The sequence below is a fragment of the Secundilactobacillus oryzae JCM 18671 genome (assembly GCF_000740055.1).
GTDB lineage: Bacteria > Bacillota > Bacilli > Lactobacillales > Lactobacillaceae > Secundilactobacillus > Secundilactobacillus oryzae.
Map to the genome: position 1 here is coordinate 1 of NZ_BBJM01000037.1, position 14,376 is coordinate 14,376.

Below are 14,376 nucleotides of genomic sequence, written 5' to 3' on the forward strand. Positions count from 1 at the left end.
ATTCTGGATCATAAGGTTTAACCCGGTCCAACTCATAGCTAATCGTAGCTTTGGCGACGCCTAAGGCGTCAGCCATTACTTGGTAAGATTTATTCCCCTCATTGATCAGTTGTGCTAGTGCGCCACGTTGAAAACGTGATAAAGTAGATGTACCAAAAGTAATCACTCCCTATATTGGTTGGAATTAGCTACTACCATTGTAAGTGATTGCTTTGGGCTTTTTAATTTCTGTTCGGATTAATTATAGAATTTGCCTGAATAATAGAATAATAATATAATTATGATAAAGTTCTCATAATTAGACCAGGTGATACTCGCCGAAGAAGATAGTTCACCGTTTTTACGCAAAATGGAGTTGATAAAATGCTAAAAAGAATGCCTTTTAAGCAATATCTGATTTTATTAGCTAAGGGACTTTTTGTGATGTTACTCATGCTAACGTGGTCTCTGCAACAAGTTGCCGGCCGCTGGATCATGCCAGTAACGCCTATAACAATTTGGACTTTTTTGAGTTGGTTGCTTTGTTATCCAAATTTGCGGGCAAAATTTTCTGATCTGTATAGTAAAAATAATGCAGGGATGGAATCTTACAAGACTAAAGCACTAAAATTACACCAGCAGGACATTTCGAGTAATCATAAGGGATATCGCTGGTCTAGTAATGGTGTAGCGACAAATCCTTGGACGTATAGTCATGATAGTACGCAAAGTACCGATGAAATACTGAATCCAATTTTTGTTTTCTGTGAACATTTATGGATCACCTTTTTATTGATTCTTTGTGGGCCGATAGTGATGGTCGTATTAATGCTGACAAAACTCGGCAAGTCTTTACTGCATAAACTAGGGTAAATTAAGCTTTTGAAAGACACACTAATTTATCACTTAATCTCCACAATCCAGAGATGGTTTGTGGGGCTTTTTTGTTTTCATGAAAAACTTATGTAGAAATTCGATTTGTGCTAACGTTAATACTTGAAGATTAAAAATTTTCGGTAAAACCAAAGGAGTAACGTTTATGTCTGAAGAGTCTTCAGAAGTTTTAGATGAACCACAAGCAAGTGTTCCCGTTAAGCGCCCAAACTTGGCGATGATGGGAATTTTAATTGGTGGATTCGTGGGGATGCTGAGTGAAACGTCACTTAACATCGCCTTGCCAAGTTTAATGACGCAACTACACGTTAGCGTTGGGACTATTCAATGGCTAGTTACCGGCTACTTGCTGGTCATCGGAGTCGTCTTACCACTCTCAAGTTTATTAACCAAATGGTTTACAACTCGACAATTGATTTTGTTTGCCCTGGCTGATTTCCTGGTTGGGGCCATCATCTCGGCGTTGGCTTCGACCTTCACCGTCTTAATGATTGGGCGAATGATTCAAGGAATCGCCACCGGACTTATTTTGCCTCTAATGTTCACACTGGCAACGCTCATTTACCCACCCTATAAATTGGGTTCGGCGATGGGGCTGATTGGGCTGGTAATTATGTTTGCACCGGCAATCGGACCGACATTGTCCGGAATTATTTTGGGTGCATTAAATTGGCACTGGATTTTTTGGTTGTTCGTCCCATTTCTATTAGTGGCCTTATTCTTGGCTATTCGGTTCGCACCAGCCGTTATTCCAGTGACAAAACCAAAGGTCGACATCTTATCGATTATTCTTTCAACTATCGGCTTCGGTGGTGTCGTGACCGGCGTCAGCATGGCGAGTGACTACGGTTGGGGTTCACCACAAGTGTTAGGCGTTTTGGTAGTGGCCATTGTGATTTTAGCGATTTACATCGTGCGTCAGTTGCATGCCACCACACCAATTCTGAACTTTCGCGTGTTCGCTTCTTCTAAATTTAGAGTTGGCGCATTACTCGTGATGTTGGATTTCGGGGTGACACTTTCGACGATGTACCTACTACCAATGTTTTGGCAAAATGGGTTAGCGATTGCGGTTGCTTTAACCGGGATTGTCATGTTGCCCGGTGGCGTAGTTAACGCGATCGTTTCAGCGGTTGCAGGTCGAATCTACGATAATATTGGAGCACGAAAATTAGTGATTATGGGCTTCTTGCTCACAGTGGTTGGGATTGCCATGCTAATTCTGACGACTAAATCGTCTGCCATCTGGTACGTTATTTTGGCCCACATTATTATCATGATTGGGGTGCCACTGTCGATGTCGCCGGCTCAGACGTTTGCGTTAAACGTTTTGGACAGACGCTCAACGGGGGATGGTAGTACAATCATGAACACGTTCCAGCAAATTGTTGGGGCGATTGCGACGGCCGTTTCGACAAGTCTGTTGGGTGTTGGCCAACACCTTTCTAGTGCAGCGACTGGCTCACAAACCGCGTTTACTTCAGGTGTCCACTACGGTTTGATTTTCCCAATGATTTTAGCCATTATTGGGTTTGTGCTGGCGTTTAGAGTGAAAGATCGAAATTAATATATGACTGATGCTTTATTGAGATTCCTTTGAAGAAAAGGAATCTTTTTTGTTGTGATGGATGAAATAATATTTAAGTGGCTAAATAATAGTCGAGATTAAAACGGGATTTAAGGGGGGATCGGAGGCTGTTTTGACCTTTAATTTAGCTTAAATTGCCATAATTATTTGGAAAAACAACAGTTAAATTAAAATGCGCGGATGAATTAAAGCACTCGAACGTGATCAATTTTATCTGGTTGATCGCCCTGATCCTCAGTCTGTCATGGGGCATCATCGCCATATACCTGCTGGCGGCGTTCAACGTGCAGATCCTCAGCTGGACGATCGGCTACATCGTCATGTCCGGGACGAACGATCTGGTGTTGATGCCTAGTCTAGTGGTGGCGATCATCTGCATCGTGGTGTTCATGATCTGCCTGTTTAAAAATCAGTTGCTCAAGCTGATTGCCGCAAAGTAGGACACCGCGCCGGCGCGAGACAGTCAGCCGGCGTTAGGTATTCCCCCAAGTAGTCGGCAGTATCGAAACGGGACCTCTTGCGAACGGGTCTCGACGCGCAATGAAGCGTCACTCTGGATGGGTGGCGCTTTTTTGCGTCTCGGAAATGATGAAAAAGGCCTTGCTTTACACCTGCTCGAAGGCGGTAAAGTGGAAACATGAGGTTCGGCAAGTGGTCGAGCCAGTTCGATTTGGATACAAGGAGGAAATTGTGATGAAGGTAGCAGTATTCAAGCAACCAGGCACGGTCACCGCAGCGGCCGGCTAACACGCCGGTCGGCCATGAGGCGATTGGGATCGTTGAGGCCGTCGGGGCCGACGTGACGCAGGTGCGGCCGGGCGATTTTGTCATTGCGCCGTTCACCCACGGCTGTGGCCACTGTGCGGCCTGCTTGGCCGGCTTCGACGGCAACTGCCTGAATCAGGAATCGGGCGGCAATGGCGGTTACCAGGGTGAGTACCTGCGCTTCACCAATGCCGACTGGGCCCTGGTGAAAATCCCGGGCCAGCCGAGCGACTACAGCGACTCGATGCTCAGCTCGTTTGTCACGCTGGCAGACGTAATGGCGACCGGCTATCATGCGGCCGCCTCTGCCGAGGTCAAGGCCGGGGATACAGTCGTGGTCCTGGGCGACGGTGCGGTTGGCCTGTGCGGTGTGATCGCGGCCAAGTTGCGCGGGGCCAAGCGCATCATCGCGATGATGCGTCACGAGGACCGGCAGCAGCTGGCCCGGGAATTCGGGGCGACCGACATTGTCCCCGAACGCGGGGACGCTGCGGTGACTGCCGTGATGGCGCTGACCGCCGGTGTCGGCGTGCTCGCCACCGTTGATCACGTTGTGGAAGGTCTGAGGCAGTTCGAGGTCGGTGCCGCCGAGGTAGCGGTACAGCGGGGTGTGCAATGCGTTGGCCGCAGCCCGCGCCGTCGCCATCGAAACGCCAAGGATCGCGTTGGCGCCCAGACGCGCCTTGTTCGGCGTGCCGTCCAGGGCGATTATCAGGGCGTCGATGTGGCCCTGGTTGAACGGATCCTGCCCCTTGAGGGCGTCATTGATCTTGTTGTTGACGTTGTTGACGGCCTTGAGGACGCCCTTGCCCTGCAGGCGGTCGCCGCCGTCGCGGAGCTCGACGGCCTCTTTTTCACCGGTGGAAGCGCCGGGTGGGGACTTCGGCGCGGCCCAGCGTGCCGTCGCTGAGGATCACATCGGCCTCAACGGTCGGGTTGCCCCGGGAATCGAAGATCTCACGTGCTTTAACGGACTCAATCACTACTGACATTTGTACAATTCTCCTTCCGCTACCAAAAAGAAAAGACGCCTACCAAACCGGGCCCGTGAGCCCGATTCAGTAGACGTCATCAATTGATAGTCAATTATTAATGGCGAACGTCATCGCCGATTCATTTGTACGACTAAAGGTTAACGCATTGGCGAATCGAGTGCAAGCAGGTTTCGTGAAAAAGTTTCTGAAACTGTCATGAAAACTTCTGGGCACCGGCGGGCGGCTTTGGTATACTGAAATTATCTTATGGCGATGGTGCTCGCCTACGCGAAACGCTGATGGCGCCTACTCTGTGCAGACGGGGTAGGTGCCGTTTTTTGGGTGGCGCGGGCCCGCCACGCGGCCTGCACGCCTGAAAGATGAAGGAGGAACAACATGCTGAAACGACTCAACATCCAGCCCTGGTGGCTGGTCGCTATTTTTATCGGTGGGGCCCTGGGTGGCGCCGGTCGCTACTGGGTCAGCCTGCAGTTTGCGGCCAGCGCAACGCTGTGGGGCACCACGGCGGTCAACCTGCTGGGCAGCTTCCTGCTTACCTTCACGACGTACGGGCTCGACATGGTGCTCGACCTGCCGGACGGCCTGCTGTTGGGGCTCGGCACCGGCGTGATCGGTGGTTTCACGACCTTCTCGACGCTGATGCTGAACGTGGTGACCGGGGCGGTCGCGCGGCCCGCGTTTGCCGCGGGGATGCTGCTGCTCAACCTGCTGGGCGGGTTGGCCCTGGCCTGGGCCGGCTACGGCGTGGCCAAGCTGATGGAACGGGGGCGGCGCCTGTGGTAGAGATGTGCTTGGTGGGACTGGGCGCCGGTTGTGGCGCCGTCTTGCGCTACCTGCTGACCATGATCGGCAAGCAGGTCTGGCCGGGGCGGCCTTACGCGACCATGGTGATCAACGTGCTCGGGGCCTTTTGCGCCGGGCTGCTGACGGCGCTGGCGCCGAGTGCCGCGTTGCGCCTGCTGCTGTTGACAGGCGTGTGCGGCGGCTTCACGACCTTTTCGACCTTCGAGACCGATGTCTTCATCCTGGTGCGCAACCACCAGTGGGGCCGCTTTGCCTGGTACTACGGGGGCTCGGTCGTGCTGGGCCTGGTGGCCTGCTTGGCCGGCGCGGGGCTGGGCGGCGGGATCGGGTAATCTATTGTAAGGATAAATAAGATATGGAGGATAGATAGTCGGCACCACGGATGTCTCTATTGCACTGCATTAAAATAGAAGGTGTAGTACGATAGAGACATAGGGGGTGAGTGAAGTGCAAATGACTAGTCAATCTCATCTGTTGTTAACTAAATACAATGGGACCTTTACTGCCGAGCAGGCCCGGGATGAGGGATTTGAGTCCAAACAATTGAGCCGGCTTGTTCAAAATAATTTGATTCAGCGAGTGGCCCCTGGCATCTACACCGATCCTGCTCAGCTTGAGGACTCCTATTTAATAGCTCAGTTGCGGTTTGCCAAATGCGTGTTCTGCGGTGAGACGGCGCTTAGCCTCTACGATATGACAGACAAGACGCCAGGTAGTCTGGAAATGAACTTTCCGCGGGGCTATCACGCGAGGCAACTCGAGAACGAGAATATTCACGCCTCGTATCAAATCGACCGCCTGTGGCGGATGGGAATCACGACCGCCTCGACGATTTATGGTAATGAAGTCCAGGTGTACAGTCCCGAACGCACCATCTGCGACATTGTGCGCGCACGCCAGCGAATTGAAGCAGAGGTCGTTCGGAATGCGCTCCAGGCCTTTGCCCAGCGTCGGGATAAAGACCTTAATTTATTGATGGTGTATGCAGCGGAGTTGCGCGTTGAACGGGCGATGACTGAATACATAGGGGTTTTGCTATGAGGGGGACCTTTAACAATGGGATGCAGTTTACTGCCTTTGTCCGCCAGGAGGCACGTCAGCGGGGAATTGATCCGCGCCTCTTTCTGCAGGAAATACTGCTGGATGACTTGCTGGAGCGGATCGCGTTGTCAGCTTATCGTGAACAGTTTGTCCTGAAGGGTGGGTTCCTAGCCACAGCTCCGTTAGAGTATAGATGAGATTGACCGGAAGTCTTTACGTGACACTTAAGGTGGGTACCTTTGCTCTGTACATAATCGTTAATACAGCCATGCTGCATGGTACGATGTAATGTTTCTTTTGTACTATGATTGAAGGGTAGTGGTAGTACAAAAAAGGTCGCGCGTTTTAAAATCAAGTTAGCCACTTTTATTACAAATTTGGGACAATCAAAAACATCAAGAACAGATATCCTGTATCATTGAAGTTCCAACACAAACAATGAAAGAGGTATTGTCCTGATGCATGAACAGGATATCACACGTCGTCAACCAGGTCATCATTTGTCTCAAATGGAACGCGGTAGAATTGCAGAACTTTACGCCACCGGCACCTCCAAACGCGAAATTGCTGCCAAAATTGGCGTCTGCCATCAAACCATCAATAATGAGATTGACCGAGGGACTGTCAAGCAGGCTAAGCGCATTAATGGCAAACTGATCTATCATACGGAATATAGTCCTGAAGCTGCTTAGACGCGCTATGAGACCGCACGTCTGAATTGTCATAGGCCGGATAAATTCGCCGCTACAAGCCACTTCCTGGCCTGGTATGTTAATCAGGCCAAGACTGAACACTGGTCGCCTGATGCAGCCGTTGGCGCCGCACGGCGAGCCAAGCTATTCACCCCTGAGGAGATGGTGTGCACAACCACTTTATATCGCTAAATCGATGATCAACGCTTAGAAATTCGGAACATCGATCTCGTGGAGAAGGCAAATCGGCGGACCAAGCAACACAAGAGCACTAAGCATAAGCGCCTAGCCGGCCGCAGTATTGAGGAGCGTCCTAAGGCTGTCGAACGCCGCAAGCAGTTCGGACATTGGGAGATGGATACCGTTGTCGGGAAACGTAATGGCCGTGAGAGCGTCATCCTTAGCCTGATTGAGCGGAAGACTCGTTGCCAACTTCTCCGACTGATCGACGGCCGAGACTGGGACTCTGTGGAGTTTGCGTTACGAGAAATCAAGCTTGAGTGGGGTGACTGTCTGCGCACGATTACCGCAGACAATGGCCCGGAGTTCTCGACTCTGAATAAGGCCTTTGAGGACACAGATACAGACATCTTCTACGCGCATTCATACACCTCATGCGATCGCGGCTCCAATGAGGCCCATAATCGCATGATTAGACGTGACTACCAAAAGGCGAGTCGCTGGATGATGTTAGTCCCAGCCAGGTGCTGGCTACCCAAGACCGTCTTAACGGGCTTCCCCGGAGAAAGCTAGACTACCGTAGCCCCCAGGAGTGTTTTGAGACCGAAGTGCGCCGGACTCGGCGTTCAGCACAACACGTAAGCTAAACAATGAACCACTCATAAGATAACAGGCTGTTCTTGGGAGTGTCTCAACACCCCGGCTAACTTGTTCTTGCAATTTGGGGTTAAATTAAAATTCGACTGATTGAAGGTGAAAAGGATAGAATTTGATATTGTGAAAAATAATTGGATATTATAGATGGGTTGTAATAGTCGAATAGCATTCAAATTGCACCTTAAATTAAAGGGTTAATGACGATTTTTGTCTAAAAATTATATGATTCCGAAATTTGAATTTCACAAGTGATATTAGTAGGCAGATGATGAAAATTATGGTATATTTCCGTCCTTATATAAGAAATCTATGATATTTTTCAACTGAAATAATAAATAGATTAAATTTTTGGGGATGCATCATTTTAGGGAGGAAAATGTTATGTCTAAGAATAATAAGGTAAAGCAAACTCAGAGGGAGAATTTGCATTACAAAATGTATAAGGCTCGAAAAACGTGGTTGTTTGCCAACTTATTTGCGTTGGCAACGGTGAACTTGGATCAGGGAAAGGTTTCCACTACTACAACCCTGACGAACAAATTGGTGACAGAAAGATGCGTGACTGGTTACGTTTCTCAGTTGCTTACTGGCACACATTTGACCAACGCTTAGTTGCCCCATTTGGTGATGGTACTGCAATTCGTCCATACGATAAGTACACAGACCCAATGGACAACGCCTTAGCTAAAGTAGATTACGCTTTTGAATTTTACGACAAATTGGGCGTTGATTACTTAGCCTTCCATGATCGCGACTTAGCACCAGAAGGCGATACATTACGTGAAACGAACAAGAACCTTGATAAGGTTGTTGACAAGATTGTTGAATACCAAAAGACTTCTGGAAAGAAAGTTCTTTGGAACACTTCAAACATGTTCACTAACCCACGTTTCGTAGCCGGTGCAGCAACATCACCATACGCTGACATCTTTGCTTACTCAGCTGCTCAAATCAAGCACAGTCTTGAAGTTGGTAAGCGTGTCGGTTTTGAAAACTATGTCTTCTGGGGTGGTCGTGAAGGTTACGAATCACTTTGGAACACTGACATGAAGTTGGAACAAGAACATGCTGCAAAGCTCTTCCATCTTGCTAAAGACTATGCAAATGAAATTGGTTTTGACGCTCAAATGCTTCTTGAACCAAAACCAAAGGAACCAACAACTCACCAATACGACTTCGATGCAGCGACAACGATTGCCTTCATGAAGGAATACGGTTTGGACAAAGACTTCAAGCTTAACTTGGAAGGTAACCACGCTAACTTAGCTGGTCACACTTACCAACACGAAGTTCGCGTTGCCCGTGATGCTAACATGCTTGGTTCATTAGATGCTAACCAAGGTGACAAGTTAATCGGTTGGGATATCGATGAATTCCCATCAGACTTGTACGATGCAGTTGCTGTTATGTACGAAGTCATCGAAAACGGTGGTATCGGACCTCGCGGTGGTTTGAACTTTGATTCTAAGCCACGTCGTTCATCATTCGAACCAAACGACTTACTTTACAGTCACATGGTCGGAATGGACACCTTCGCAGCTGGTTTACGTGTTGCGATGAAGATGAAGAAGGATGGCGTTCTTGAAAACCTTGTGAGCGATCGTTACAGCTCATACAACTCAGGTGTCGGTGCAGATATCGAAAGTGGTAAAGCTGGCTTGAAAGAGTTAGAAGATTACTCATTAGACAAGACTCCAGCAGATCTTCGTGCCGCAACGCACTCAGATCACCTTGAACAAGTTAAGAATACAATCAACCACTACATCATCGATACATTAAGCAAGTAAATTCAAACAGCAGCGAGTGGACACCCTTGTCTGCTCGCTGTTTTTGTTAAAGGAGAGTAGCATGATGAATGAATACGTATTAGGCGTGGACTTAGGAACCAGCGCCGTTAAAGTATCCGCCATGAACCGTGCGGGGGAAATCGTTGCGCAACAAAGCTTCGATTATCCTTTGAGCCAACTGCACCCTGGTTATAGCGAACAAAATCCAGAAGACTGGGTTTCAGGGACAACCGTTGCAATCGTGCGGTTAATTTTAAACGATAAAATCAAGCCTGAAGAGATCCAGGGAATTAGTTTTTCCGGACAAATGCATGGATTAGTGCTGTTGGATGACAATAACCAAGTGCTCCGACCAGCCATTTTATGGAATGATACCCGGACAACTAAGCAACGTGAAGAAATTGAAGCCAAATTAGGCGATCGATTTGTCGAGATTACGAAAAACAGACCACTTGAAGGGTTCACTTTACCAAAATTATTGTGGGTGAAGGAAAATGAACCCGCAATTTGGGAACAAGCCAAAACCTTCCTATTGCCTAAGGATTACGTCCGTTACCGTATGACTGGTCAACTGGCAATGGACTATTCTGATGCCACTGGAACGGTTCTGTTGGATGTGAAGAAGGGTGATTGGAGCAAAGAAATCTGCGATGCCTTAGATATTCCAGTTGAACTTTGCCCACCATTGATTCAATCGATTGATTTAGCAGGGCAAATCTCTAAGAGTTACGCGCTGTTCTCTGGCCTTACGACTGATACCAAAGTTTTTGGTGGCGGTGCTGATAACGCAGCTGGTGCCGTTGGTGCTGGGATTTTATCACCCAACATGGTGCTCTCAAGTATCGGAACTTCCGGCGTTGTCTTGAAGTATGAAGACAATCCAGACGTTGACTATCATGGCGTTTTGCAGTTCGAAGATCATGCCATTCCAGATTCCTACTATTCAATGGGGGTTACGTTGGCTGCTGGGTATTCGCTGAGTTGGTTCAAACGGACCTTTGCTGCTGATGAATCCTTTAACGATATGGTTGATAGTGCCGGGGAATCAACTGTGGGTGCTAACGGACTATTGTTTGCCCCTTATATCGTTGGTGAACGGGCACCTTATGCCGACGCAGAGGTTCGAGGTAGCTTTATTGGTGTTGATGGCACACACCAACGCCACGACTTTGTTCGGTCAGTGCTAGAAGGCATCATCTTCTCATTCAAGGATATTATGACCATTTACGATGAAAATCATAATGACTTCGATACAGTGGTAGCCATTGGTGGGGGCGCTAAGAACCCACTTTGGTTACAGATTCAGGCCGACATTTTCAACAAGAAGGTTGTCAGTTTGGAAAACGAGCAGGGACCTGGTATGGGTGCTGCAATGATGGCAGCGGTTGGACTTGGTTGGTTCAAGGACTTCCAGGAAGCTGCTGACAAGTTCGTGCACTTTGGTAAGGCCTACATGCCAATTCCAGAAAATGCAGAACGCTACAAACAGGTTTACAAAGTCTACAAGCAAATCTATAAGCACACGAGTGACATGAGTCACGAGTTGCTGGAATATCGTCGAGCAAACGATAAATAAGGACAAAATGACAAGGACGTTATCGCAAATTCACGCGATAGCGTCCTTTTTTTATCAGGCATTTCAAGTACCTAAGAATGTTTAAAGTAGTATAAAAAAATGACATTCTTCTATTATATAGTGCTATTAATTAGCTGAAGACTATTTTGGGGGAAATTCATATGCATCGTAAGAAGTTTTGGGGAGTACTGATAGGCGTTGTTGTGGTACTTGGTCTTATCCTGGTTGGTGGACGTCTGTTAACTGATTTAATGGGCAAGCCCACAGTAGTTAGCGAGGTTTCAAATAAGATAGCACCGAATCACGTTTTTCAAACGTACAAGTACCCCTACAAATTAAAGGTGACGAATCGAAAGGCTAAATTGTATTCTGGACCTCAGGGCACCCCAGGCGTAAGAACCTTTGGGAGCGTCAAATCGTTGAATCTATCGAACAATATTGTCGGTAAACAGCGAAAGGACCTGAACAATAAGCGCTATGAAGGCTATATTCAATTCTCACAGCATCACCATTCGTATTGGATTAGTTGTCAGGATGTTGACTTTAGAGACTTAAATACACTAAAAAGCACGAATCCGCAGGTCGAAAAAGCCATCACCACAGGCTTGAGCCTTGTGGGCCATTCTAAATACAACTTAGGCGGTGGCCGAAACTTGACCGATATCCAACGTAAAAGCTTCGATTGTTCCTCGTTTATTAGGTACTGCTATAGTAAAGCTGGGGTTGATGTGGGGTCATTGGATAGTGTAACGACTTTTAAGTTAATTAATGAAGGAACAGCAGTTAAATTTAGTAATATGCAGCGTGGCGATATTTTCTTTTTCTCAAACGCTAAGCAAGGCACAAATTACCACGTTGCTATTTATTTAGGTGATAACCTCTTTCTCCATGATGCGCCAACGAGCGATACGCACGGAGTAGCCGTTTCAACGCTGTACCATAAGAATTGGTTAAGTGCGGTGAACGGTAGTGTGAGAAGACTTGCATAAGATATAACTAAATTAAAAGCAGCATCCAGAATGGCCGAGGCTCAATTCTAGATGCTGCTTATTTAGGTTAGTTGATTCGTTCTATCTCCCAGCTGGGTTTTCCAATGCTTCACTCGCAATGTCTCTAGCGTTGCCCGAGACGAGTTTGGCTTTGCGAACCTGTTCCTTGATATTCACTGGTTTGCCTTCACGACGAAGGTCAGCATATTCTGCAGTGGCCGTGAAAATGAGGTCACTTGAAACGTTAACGGCAGTTTCAACGGAGTCTTGGATCACCCCGATGATGAAACCAACCCCGACGACTTGCATCGCAACGTCGTTTGAAATACCAAACAGGCTACATGCGAGTGGAATCAGTAAGAGTGAGCCACCGGCAATACCAGAAGCACCGGCTGCCGAAATCGAAGTTAGCAAACACAGAATGAAAGCTAATGGGAATGACACGTGGATGCCTAATGTGTAGGCAGTTGCCAACGTCATAATCGAAATCGTCATAGCTGCACCACCGGTGTTAGCGGAAGCACCCAACGGGATTGAAATCGCGTAAGTTTTTTCATTTAAACCTAAACGGCGACTTAATTCCATGTTGATGGGGATGTTAACGGCTGAACTTCGCGTGAAGAAGGCGGAAACGCCACTTTCGCATAAAGCGTAGAACGTTAACGGATACGGATTTTGACGGGTCATGAACCAGACCATTGCTGGATAAACGACTAACGAAACGAAAATCATGGATCCTGCGATCAGTAGAATTAGTTGACCGTAACGGGCTAAACCTGATAAACCAGTTTCAGATACGGAACGGAACACCAACCCGATGATTCCGAATGGCGCCAATTGAATGATGAATTGAATCACGCTGGTAATGGCAGCAGCGAAGTCGCTGACCGCTTGTTTAGTTGCTTTATTTAATGGTCGCAGTGCGAGGCCAATCAAGCTTGCCCACACTAGTAAGGAAAGATAATTTCCCTCTACCAATGACTTGATTGGGTTATCGATTGCACTGTTGATAATTTGGGTAATGACAGCTGAGAATCCTTTTGGTGCTGCAGGAACACCGCTAGCTGCACTCTTTGGTAGTACGATTTCCACGGGGAAAAGGTAGCTGGCTGCGATGGCTACAAACGCTGCGGCTAAGGTTGCCGCAATGTATAAGCTGACAATTGTCCGCATATGCGTTTTAGTTCCCTCTTCGTGACGTGATAATGAGGACATGATCAGGAAGAAGACCAATAACGGCGCAACGGCCTTCAACGAATTGACGAAGACGTCACCTAAAATGCCGATCCCGGTCCAGGTGGGAACGATCACTCCTAAAATGGCGCCAATGATGATACCTACTGAAATACGTTGAATAAGTGATATTCTAGTATATCGTTCCCACATAATTTTCCATCTCACAATCTATAATATATTTATATACGTGGTGTATATAACAATGAAGTATATCTGAAAATGAGATAAAAGCAAGTAAAATCTAATTTAATTTTAATGTAGAAACCGGTTATATGAATTAACGACATTGACTGAAGTATAATTGTAAAAAGAGTGCTCAGAAGGCCATGTCAAAGACTTTTGATAGTCAAAATACGGCGCTCCCCTTAAGCTAAAGAAGAGGTGAAAAGGATGAAAATTGGCGAACACTTACGGGAAATACGGGGACAGTTTGGTTATAGTCAGGAAGATGTTGCCGATCGGATTCACGTATCCCGACAAACCATTTCCAACTGGAAAAATGAGCATAGTTTTCCTGATATTCAAAGCTTGTTGCTGCTCGCCGACTTGTATCAGCTCACCTTAGACGATTTAATTAAGGGGGACTTGGACATGATTGAGTCAAAGAAGACGATACGCAAATTGATTTTGAATACAGTGGGCCTCATGGTGATGGTGGTGCTGTCTTGTTTGGTGCTTTACTTCTGGCAAACCGTTCCGTTGACTGGTGCGTTGACCCTGATTTTGTATGGTATTTGCTGGTTAATTGGCATTTACTTCGCTTGGAAAGTGTACCGAATTCAAGGTCAAAAGGATATTTGGACAATGGCGGAAATTCGCTACTATATGAAGACGGGGCAACTGAAAAAGAGTCGTAATCGGAAACGTCAGATTTGGTTAGAGACTGGGATTGGTGCAGTGCTGGGTGCTCTAACCGGTATCGGGGTGGCAATGCTGCTGTTTTAAGAGAAAAGGCAAATGAAAGATACTTAAAGAAGTGATGAGCAAGGACATTAGATATAATTGGAACTTAGCAGTTTCTTCAATTACTTAATCGATAGACTTTTAGAGTTTTTAAATTCTGGCAAATTACAAGCTTAATCCGAACAAGCCCGGAATCTTTCAATGGCAGTCTGTTGATGATGTATTTTTAATGGTCGTTGATTAATTAGTTCAAGTGCTGCTAGGATCTCATCAGTCGTTACTTGGCTAAA

At 47.2% G+C, this 14,376-nt stretch carries 12 protein-coding genes, 5 pseudogenes and 2 riboswitches; of the genes and pseudogenes, 13 read left to right on the forward strand and 4 right to left on the reverse strand.

Going from position 1 to position 14,376, the window contains the following annotated elements; translation table 11 throughout:
- On the reverse strand, positions 1–166 hold a 166-nt coding region (locus LOSG293_RS08395), incomplete at its 3' end, for a helix-turn-helix domain-containing protein (protein ID WP_152551129.1).
- A 197-nt stretch (positions 167–363) separates the two neighbouring features.
- Here LOSG293_RS08395 and LOSG293_RS08400 point away from each other — a divergent pair.
- The 4 genes and pseudogenes from LOSG293_RS08400 to LOSG293_RS08415 form a co-directional block, all read left to right on the forward strand.
- Positions 364–852 (forward strand): hypothetical protein, encoded by a 489-nt coding sequence (locus LOSG293_RS08400; RefSeq protein ID WP_034529273.1) that lies wholly within the window; start codon positions 364–366, stop codon positions 850–852.
- A 166-nt stretch (positions 853–1,018) separates the two neighbouring features.
- On the forward strand, positions 1,019–2,440 hold the full coding sequence (locus tag LOSG293_RS08405; RefSeq protein WP_034529276.1) for a DHA2 family efflux MFS transporter permease subunit: 1,422 nt from the start codon (positions 1,019–1,021) through the stop codon (positions 2,438–2,440).
- Between the two features lie 221 nt (positions 2,441–2,661).
- Positions 2,662–2,901: a hypothetical protein gene (locus LOSG293_RS08410; protein ID WP_034529279.1), complete on the forward strand. Its 240-nt coding sequence runs from the start codon at positions 2,662–2,664 to the stop codon at positions 2,899–2,901.
- Between the two features lie 296 nt (positions 2,902–3,197).
- Positions 3,198–3,779: pseudogene (locus tag LOSG293_RS08415) on the forward strand (alcohol dehydrogenase catalytic domain-containing protein); the annotation flags it as partial.
- Here LOSG293_RS08415 and LOSG293_RS08420 read toward each other — a convergent pair.
- Positions 3,744–4,218 (reverse strand): annotated as a pseudogene (locus LOSG293_RS08420) (phosphopyruvate hydratase family protein); the annotation flags it as partial. The pseudogenes LOSG293_RS08415 and LOSG293_RS08420 sit on opposite strands and share 36 nt — an antisense overlap.
- A 63-nt stretch (positions 4,219–4,281) precedes the next feature.
- Positions 4,282–4,345: riboswitch (Fluoride riboswitch) on the reverse strand.
- 115 nt (positions 4,346–4,460) lie between these two features.
- A riboswitch (Fluoride riboswitch) is annotated at positions 4,461–4,516 on the forward strand.
- 80 nt (positions 4,517–4,596) lie between these two features.
- On the opposite strand from LOSG293_RS08420, the gene LOSG293_RS08425 reads away from it, so the two are divergent.
- From LOSG293_RS08425 to LOSG293_RS08460, 8 genes and pseudogenes are all read left to right on the forward strand, one after another.
- Complete coding sequence (locus LOSG293_RS08425; RefSeq protein WP_034529285.1) at positions 4,597–5,004, forward strand: CrcB family protein; 408 nt, start codon at positions 4,597–4,599, stop codon at positions 5,002–5,004.
- A gap of 2 nt (positions 5,005–5,006) precedes the next feature.
- Positions 5,007–5,357, forward strand: coding sequence for a fluoride efflux transporter FluC (locus LOSG293_RS08430; RefSeq protein WP_034529302.1), 351 nt, complete (start codon positions 5,007–5,009; stop codon positions 5,355–5,357).
- Positions 5,358–5,478: 121 nt separating this feature from the next.
- Entirely contained in the window at positions 5,479–6,066 is a 588-nt protein-coding gene (locus LOSG293_RS08435) for a type IV toxin-antitoxin system AbiEi family antitoxin domain-containing protein (RefSeq protein WP_235786841.1), read from the forward strand.
- 458 nt (positions 6,067–6,524) lie between these two features.
- Positions 6,525–7,585, forward strand: a pseudogene (locus tag LOSG293_RS08440) (IS30 family transposase).
- Between the two features lie 391 nt (positions 7,586–7,976).
- Positions 7,977–8,072 (forward strand): annotated as a pseudogene (locus tag LOSG293_RS10345) (KxYKxGKxW signal peptide domain-containing protein); the annotation flags it as partial.
- Positions 8,051–9,382: a xylose isomerase gene (gene xylA, locus LOSG293_RS08450; protein WP_034529290.1), complete on the forward strand. Its 1,332-nt coding sequence runs from the start codon at positions 8,051–8,053 to the stop codon at positions 9,380–9,382. The pseudogene LOSG293_RS10345 and the gene xylA, both read left to right, overlap by 22 nt.
- A gap of 64 nt (positions 9,383–9,446) precedes the next feature.
- Positions 9,447–10,958, forward strand: coding sequence for a xylulokinase (gene xylB / locus LOSG293_RS08455; RefSeq protein WP_034529292.1), 1,512 nt, complete (start codon positions 9,447–9,449; stop codon positions 10,956–10,958).
- Positions 10,959–11,119: 161 nt separating this feature from the next.
- A complete protein-coding gene (locus tag LOSG293_RS08460; RefSeq protein WP_034529295.1) occupies positions 11,120–11,947 on the forward strand; it encodes a C40 family peptidase in 828 nt (275 codons plus the stop codon).
- 81 nt (positions 11,948–12,028) lie between these two features.
- On the opposite strand, the gene sstT is transcribed toward LOSG293_RS08460, so the two are convergent.
- Positions 12,029–13,333, reverse strand: a complete 1,305-nt coding sequence (gene sstT, locus LOSG293_RS08465; protein ID WP_034529298.1) for a serine/threonine transporter SstT — start codon at positions 13,331–13,333, stop codon at positions 12,029–12,031.
- Positions 13,334–13,573: 240 nt separating this feature from the next.
- Here sstT and LOSG293_RS08470 point away from each other — a divergent pair, with 240 nt between their 5' ends.
- Positions 13,574–14,128, forward strand: a complete 555-nt coding sequence (locus LOSG293_RS08470; RefSeq protein WP_051907273.1) for a helix-turn-helix domain-containing protein — start codon at positions 13,574–13,576, stop codon at positions 14,126–14,128.
- 131 nt (positions 14,129–14,259) lie between these two features.
- On the opposite strand, the pseudogene LOSG293_RS08475 reads toward LOSG293_RS08470, so the two are convergent.
- Positions 14,260–14,376 (reverse strand): annotated as a pseudogene (locus LOSG293_RS08475) (IS30 family transposase); the annotation flags it as partial.